The sequence below is a fragment of the Blautia intestinihominis genome (assembly GCF_040096655.1).
Taxonomy (GTDB): domain Bacteria; phylum Bacillota; class Clostridia; order Lachnospirales; family Lachnospiraceae; genus Blautia_A; species Blautia_A intestinihominis.
Genome location: NZ_JBBMEI010000009.1, coordinates 78,589 through 84,804 on the forward strand (window position 1 = coordinate 78,589; position 6,216 = coordinate 84,804).

The following is a 6,216-nucleotide window of genomic DNA, read 5'->3' on the forward strand; positions in this document are numbered from 1 at the left end:
GAGTACGAGCGCCTGCAGTAGAAAAAAGAGTACAAGAAAGAGTATCAGCATAAAAAAGCCTCCTTTTATTTCCTATGGCTTTCAGTATTGGCATTTTTTCGAAAGTTATACATGGAATTGGGAGAAATGCTTTATTGCGAAGCAATCCACAGATATCCGGAATACACTAAAATAAGTCCATTTATAAGGAGTATATTCATGAAGCAGTCAGCTTATACCGGAAAAGGGGTTGGTGTGGCACTTTTTGATACGGGAATTTATCCTCATATGGATTTTGGTGATCGTATTTATGCTTTTGCAGATTTTATATCATACAGGAAATTACCTTACGATGATAATGGTCATGGAACGTGTGTGGCGGGGATCTTAGGAGGCAGCGGAGCGGCTTCTATGGGAAAGTACAAAGGGATGGCACCGGGATGTTCGCTGATCGGGCTTAAGGTGCTGGATCGTTTTGGAAACGGCAATAAGGAGGATATCCTGGCGGCGTTTCAGTGGCTTATGAACCATCGGGAGGAGTACAGGATCCGAGTGGTGAATATTTCTGTCGGCACGACATATCGTACCAGGAATGACAAGGATGTTCTGGTGCGCGGCGTGGAACAGCTCTGGGATCAGGGACTGGTGGTCGTTGCGGCGGCGGGAAACCAGGGACCGGAGCCGGGCAGTATCACTGCTCCGGGGTGCAGCAAAAAGGTGATCACGGTGGGTTCCAGCGATATGCTTATGGGAAAAGAGGGAATCTCCGGGCGAGGGCCGACGTTTGAGTGTGTCTGTAAACCGGATCTGGTGGCACCGGGACGCCGGATCATGTCGTGTGCGGCCGGGGCGGGAAATACGTATGGAATGAAAAGCGGTACGTCGATGTCCACGCCAATGATCTCCGGGGCGGCGGCACTTGCACTGGAAAAAGATCCCATGCTCACCAACGTAGATATCAAGATGATGCTCCGCGACAGCGCAGACGACCTCGGCCTTCCGAAAAATCAGCAGGGATGGGGAAAATTTAACTGTAAAAAGTTCCTTTCGCTGTGATTTTCAGGAAAATTCGCAGAATTTACTTTAGTAAAGCCTGAAAGTATTGACGGGAATGATTTTTTTCGCTACAATGGAACAAATCGTTGCTGTAAATAGCGACAGCAAACCAGTGATATGCAGAGAGGAGAACATTATGACAAAAATTCAGATGACAACGCCGTTAGTCGAAATGGACGGAGATGAGATGACCAGAATTCTCTGGAAGATGATCAAGGACGAATTATTACTTCCGTATATTGATCTGAATACAGAATACTATGACCTTGGTCTTGCACACCGCAATGATACCGATGACCAGGTAACCATCGATGCAGCAGAAGCAACCAAGAAATATGGTGTTGCAGTTAAATGTGCGACCATCACTCCAAACCACGCACGTATGGAAGAATACGACCTCAAGAAAATGTACAAGAGCCCGAACGGAACGATCCGTGCGATTCTGGACGGAACTGTATTCCGTGCCCCGATCGTAGTAAAGGGAATCGAGCCATGCGTACGCAACTGGAAGAAACCGATCACTCTTGCACGTCACGCATATGGGGACATTTACAAGAACACAGAGATGTACGTTGACAAACCGGGTAAAGTAGAGCTTGTCTATACTTCCGAGGATGGAGAAGAGAAACGTGCTCTGGTACAGGAATTCAAGGCTCCGGGAGTTGCCATGGGTATGCACAACATGGAAGCTTCTATTGAGAGTTTTGCAAGAAGCTGCTTCAACTATGCACTGGATACCAAGCAGGATGTATGGTTTGGCGCGAAGGATACCATTTCCAAGACTTACGATGCCAAATTTAAACAGGTTTTCCAGACAGTATTTGACAATGAGTTCAAGGAGAAATTCGAGGAAGCAGGTCTTACTTACTTCTACAGCCTGATCGATGATATCGTAGCCCGTGTCATGAAAGCAGAGGGTGGATTTATCTGGGCATGCAAGAACTACGATGGAGATGTTATGAGTGATATGGTATCTTCTGCATTTGGTTCTCTTGCGATGATGACATCTGTTCTTGTTTCTCCGAACGGATACTATGAGTATGAAGCTGCTCACGGAACGGTACAGAGACATTATTATCGTCATCTGGAGGGCGGCGAGACTTCCACAAACTCCGTTGCAACCATCTTTGCATGGACAGGAGCACTACGCAAACGTGGGGAACTCGATGGGAATCAGGAACTTGCACAGTTCGCAGACAAACTGGAAGAAGCAACTCTTTCCACCATCGAATCCGGAAAGATGACCAAAGACCTGGCACTGATCACCAGCATTGAGAATCCGACCGTACTGAACAGCGAGCAGTTTATCCTTGCGATCAGAGAGACTCTGGACACATTACTTTAATTTAAAAATACATCAAAAGATAAAAATGGGAAACCCAAGGCATTACGCCAGGGTTTCCCATTTTTCGTAGAGTTCTTCAAGTTCTTGTTGGATTTTGTCTTTTTCGCGGCTGAGTTCTGCACAGCGTCCGACGTTGGTGCAGACATCCGGGAGAACCAGTGTTTCATCGATTTCTTTATCGCGGGTTTCGAGTTCTTCGATCCGCGCTTCTGTTTTCTTAAGTTCTGCTTCCTGCTTACGCTTACGTGCCTGTTCTTCTTTCTGCTGCTGCCAGGTGAGCTTTCCTTCAGATGCTGTGGCTGGTGCGGTTTCCTGCACAGTTACAGTTTCCTGCTGCACCGGAGCGTATTTCTCAGTGAGTTCTTCTTTTTTCTCAAGGTAGTAATCGTAATCACCGATATAGTTGACAACGGCCTGATTGGTCAGTTCCAGGATCCTGGTCGCGGTCTGGTTGATGAAATATCGGTCATGAGAAACATAAAAGACCGTACCGGTGTAACTGTTCAGCGCTTCTTCGAGTATTTCTTTGGAAGCGATATCAAGGTGGTTGGTCGGCTCATCGAGGATCAGGAAGTTTGCCTCGGAGAGCATCAGCTTCGCGAGGGAAACACGGCCGCGCTCACCACCGGAGAGAGAGGAGATCACTTTGAAAACATCATCACCGGTAAAGAGGAAGGCGGCGAGCATGTTTCGAATCTCTGTCTCGGTAAGTGTCGGGTAAGTATCGGAAATTTCCTCAAAGATCGTCTTCTCCGCGTGGAGTACATGGTGTTCCTGGTCATAATATCCGATCTGAACCTTGGAGCCCAGGGAAAAAGTTCCTGAGTCTGCCGGGATAAGATCGTTGAGGATCTTGAGCATGGTCGTCTTGCCGGTACCGTTGTTTCCGATCAGGGCAACGCGCTCACCACGTTTGATCTGGAAAGAGATATCGGTAAAAAGTGTCTGCTCCGGAAAGCTCTTGGAAAGTTCTTCTACCGTGAGAACATCGTTTCCACTGACAACTCTCGGTTCCAGAGAAAGCCGCATCTGGCTCTGAACCTCGGTCGGTTTCTCGATCCGCTGGATCTTACCGAGCATTTTTTCACGGCTTTCTGCGCGGCGGATGGATTTCTCACGGTTGAAGGATTTCAGCTTGACGATGACGGCTTCCTGATGCTTGATGTCTCTCTGCTGGTTAAGGTAAGCCTTGTACTGTGCGTCACGAAGCTGTGCTTTCTTTTCGGCGTAAGCGGAGTAATTGCCACTGTACATGCGGACCTGGGCGGCATCAATCTCAATGACCTTCGTTACAACTTTATCAAGGAAATAACGGTCATGGGAGACGATAAATACAGCACCCGGATAATTCAGAAGATAAGTTTCCAGCCAGGAAATACTCTCCATGTCGAGGTGGTTGGTCGGCTCATCGAGGAGAAGAATGTCCGGCTTGGAGATCAGGAGTTTACCAAGAGCGACACGGGTCTTCTGTCCACCGGAGAGGGTTTCGACCTGTTTGGAAAAATCTTCGTCCGTAAAGCCAAGACCCTTGAGGACACCCATCAGCTCGCTCTTGTAGGCATAGCCGTTTTCCAGCTCAAATTCGTGGGTCAGGCGGGTGTAGGTGTTCATCAGACGGTCAAGTTCCTCGCCGGAAGCGTTTTTCATCTGGACTTCGATCGCACGCATGCGGTCTTCCATGTCGATGATGTACTGCTTGGTTGTGAGCAGTTCCTCATAGACGGTGCGGTGTCCGCTGACATCCTGATACTGTGCGAGATAACCGATCTTCTTGTCCTTCATCAGAACGACCTGACCGGAATCCGCAGAAATTTCATTCATTATAATACGGAGAAGGGTTGTCTTACCTGCTCCGTTGTTGCCGATGAGAGCGGCTTTTTCACGCTCTTCTATATGAAATGAGGCATCGTTCAAAATGACTTTTTCGCCAAAAGATTTGCTGATGCCCTGACACGATAAAATCATAAATATTCCTCCAAAGTCAATATACGCTATGATTATAAGGTCAAATGATGGCTTTGTAAAGGAAATTTCCTCAAAAATTGTATAGATTTGACAACATTGATTGACAATAAAATAACATTTCGGTATAATTAACAGGAAAGTATAAGGAGGGGACAACGGTGGAAGCAAAACAGATATCAAAAGCTGTAATTAAGAGACTGCCCCGGTATTATCGCTATCTTGGCGAGTTACTGGAAGACAATGTTGAACGTATATCTTCCAATGATCTTAGTAAGAAAATGCGTGTCACAGCATCGCAGATCCGCCAGGATTTGAATAATTTTGGAGGATTTGGGCAGCAGGGATACGGTTATAATGTGAAATATCTCTATACAGAAATCGGTAAGATCCTTGGATTGGATGAGGTACATCCGATGATCATCATCGGTGCCGGTAATCTTGGACAGGCACTTGCCAATTACGTTGACTTTGAAAAACGTGGCTTTAAGCTGGAAGGGATTTTTGATGTCAATCCGGTACTGGAGGGCATCGCGGTCCGTGGAATTGAGATCCAGATGATCAGTAATCTCCCATTCTTCCTCAGAGAGAAGAATATTGAGATTGCGATCCTCACACTGCCGAAGAACAAGGCGAAGGATATGGCAGATATCCTGATCGAGAATGGTATCAAGGCAATCTGGAATTTTGCACATATCGATCTGGAGACTCCGGAGGATGTCATTGTAGAGAACGTACATCTTTCTGAGAGTCTGATGACGTTATCTTACAATCTCAGTCAATATCGTCAGGAACACGTGGAAGAGCAGCAATCATAACATGAGGACAGCAAGAGGCTGTTACCCGGCTCCTTAATGAAGGCGGCTGCGTAACAGCTTTTTGCTTTGTATCGTATATCGAGGAGATATCAGATGAAACGAATTGTAGGCGGATCGGAAATGAAAGCACTGGATAGCTGCACCATTACCGGAATGGGAGTTCCGTCCTGTGTGCTGATGGAACGGGCGGCACTGGCTGTTGTGGATGCAATGGAAGGACATTTTGCGGAAATGTCACAGAAACAGCGGATCTTGTGCGTCTGCGGAGGCGGGAACAACGGCGGAGACGGAGTCGCGATCGCCAGGATCCTGCATCTGCATGGATATAACGCGGAAATCTATATGCTCGGAAATCCGGATCACCGCACAAAGGAAACACGCCGCCAACTTAAGATCGCAGAGAATTATCAGGTTCCTCTGGTGAATAACCTGGCAGCAGGAGAATATACTACTATAGTAGATGCCATCTTCGGCGTTGGGCTTGACCGCTCGATCGAAGGAAAATACATAGAAATCATTCAGGCTTTGAACGAGGTTTCTGCATGGAAAGTGGCGGTAGATCTGCCGTCCGGGGTATGTAGCAACACGGGAAGAGAGCTTGGAATCGCATTTCGTGCGGATCTGACGGTGACGTTTGCATTCTGTAAAACAGGCTTGTGTTTTTATCCAGGCAAAAATTTTGCGGGAAAAATTGTTGTAGCAGATGTCGGCATCTACGAGAATCCGGATCTTCCGACACGGAAAGCGGCACTTGAGAAAAAAGATCTCCAGAAGCTTCCTCTGCGCGCCGCGAATGGGAACAAGGGTACGTTTGGCAAGGTTCTTGTCGTTGCCGGAAGCAAAGGAATGTGCGGGGCAGCGTATCTCTGTGCAGAGGGCGCCTTCGCTGCCGGAGCCGGGATGGTCAAGATCCTGACGGATGAGGAGAATCGCATTCCACTGCAGACGCTTCTTCCGGAGGCGATGTTTGCAGATGATGCTGGCGGCAACGAAGCATGGGTTAATGCAATGCACTGGTGCGACATTGTGGTGATCGGACCAGGACTTGGACAGTCT

General features: G+C 47.6%; 5 protein-coding genes. 4 read left to right on the plus strand and 1 reads right to left on the minus strand.

What is annotated here, in order from left to right; translation table 11 throughout:
• Positions 1-198 precede the first annotated feature (198 nt).
• Together WMO75_RS04690 and WMO75_RS04695 are read left to right on the plus strand one after the other, a co-directional pair.
• Positions 199-1,035 (plus strand): S8 family peptidase, encoded by an 837-nt coding sequence (locus WMO75_RS04690; protein WP_022215033.1) that lies wholly within the window; start codon positions 199-201, stop codon positions 1,033-1,035.
• Between the two features lie 136 nt (positions 1,036-1,171).
• Positions 1,172-2,380, plus strand: coding sequence for an NADP-dependent isocitrate dehydrogenase (locus tag WMO75_RS04695; protein ID WP_118252825.1), 1,209 nt, complete (start codon positions 1,172-1,174; stop codon positions 2,378-2,380).
• Between the two features lie 42 nt (positions 2,381-2,422).
• Here the strand turns inward: WMO75_RS04695 and abc-f are convergent, their stop codons facing one another.
• Positions 2,423-4,345 (minus strand): ribosomal protection-like ABC-F family protein, encoded by a 1,923-nt coding sequence (gene abc-f, locus WMO75_RS04700; protein ID WP_298089036.1) that lies wholly within the window; start codon positions 4,343-4,345, stop codon positions 2,423-2,425.
• A 158-nt stretch (positions 4,346-4,503) separates the two neighbouring features.
• Here abc-f and WMO75_RS04705 point away from each other — a divergent pair, with 158 nt between their 5' ends.
• Positions 4,504-5,160 (plus strand): redox-sensing transcriptional repressor Rex, encoded by a 657-nt coding sequence (locus tag WMO75_RS04705; RefSeq protein WP_022215036.1) that lies wholly within the window; start codon positions 4,504-4,506, stop codon positions 5,158-5,160.
• 93 nt (positions 5,161-5,253) lie between these two features.
• Positions 5,254-6,216: NAD(P)H-hydrate epimerase (locus WMO75_RS04710; protein WP_349077701.1), on the plus strand; the 963-nt coding region annotated here is incomplete at its 3' end.

Bases quoted from the DNA above. Each gene is read 5' to 3' on its own strand.
- WMO75_RS04695 (WP_118252825.1), top strand. From the start codon at position 1,172: ATGACAAAAATTCAGATGACAACGCCGTTAGTCGAAATGGACGGAGAT.
- WMO75_RS04690 (WP_022215033.1), top strand. From the start codon at position 199: ATGAAGCAGTCAGCTTATACCGGAAAAGGGGTTGGTGTGGCACTTTTT.
- abc-f (WP_298089036.1), bottom strand. From the start codon at position 4,345: ATGATTTTATCGTGTCAGGGCATCAGCAAATCTTTTGGCGAAAAAGTC.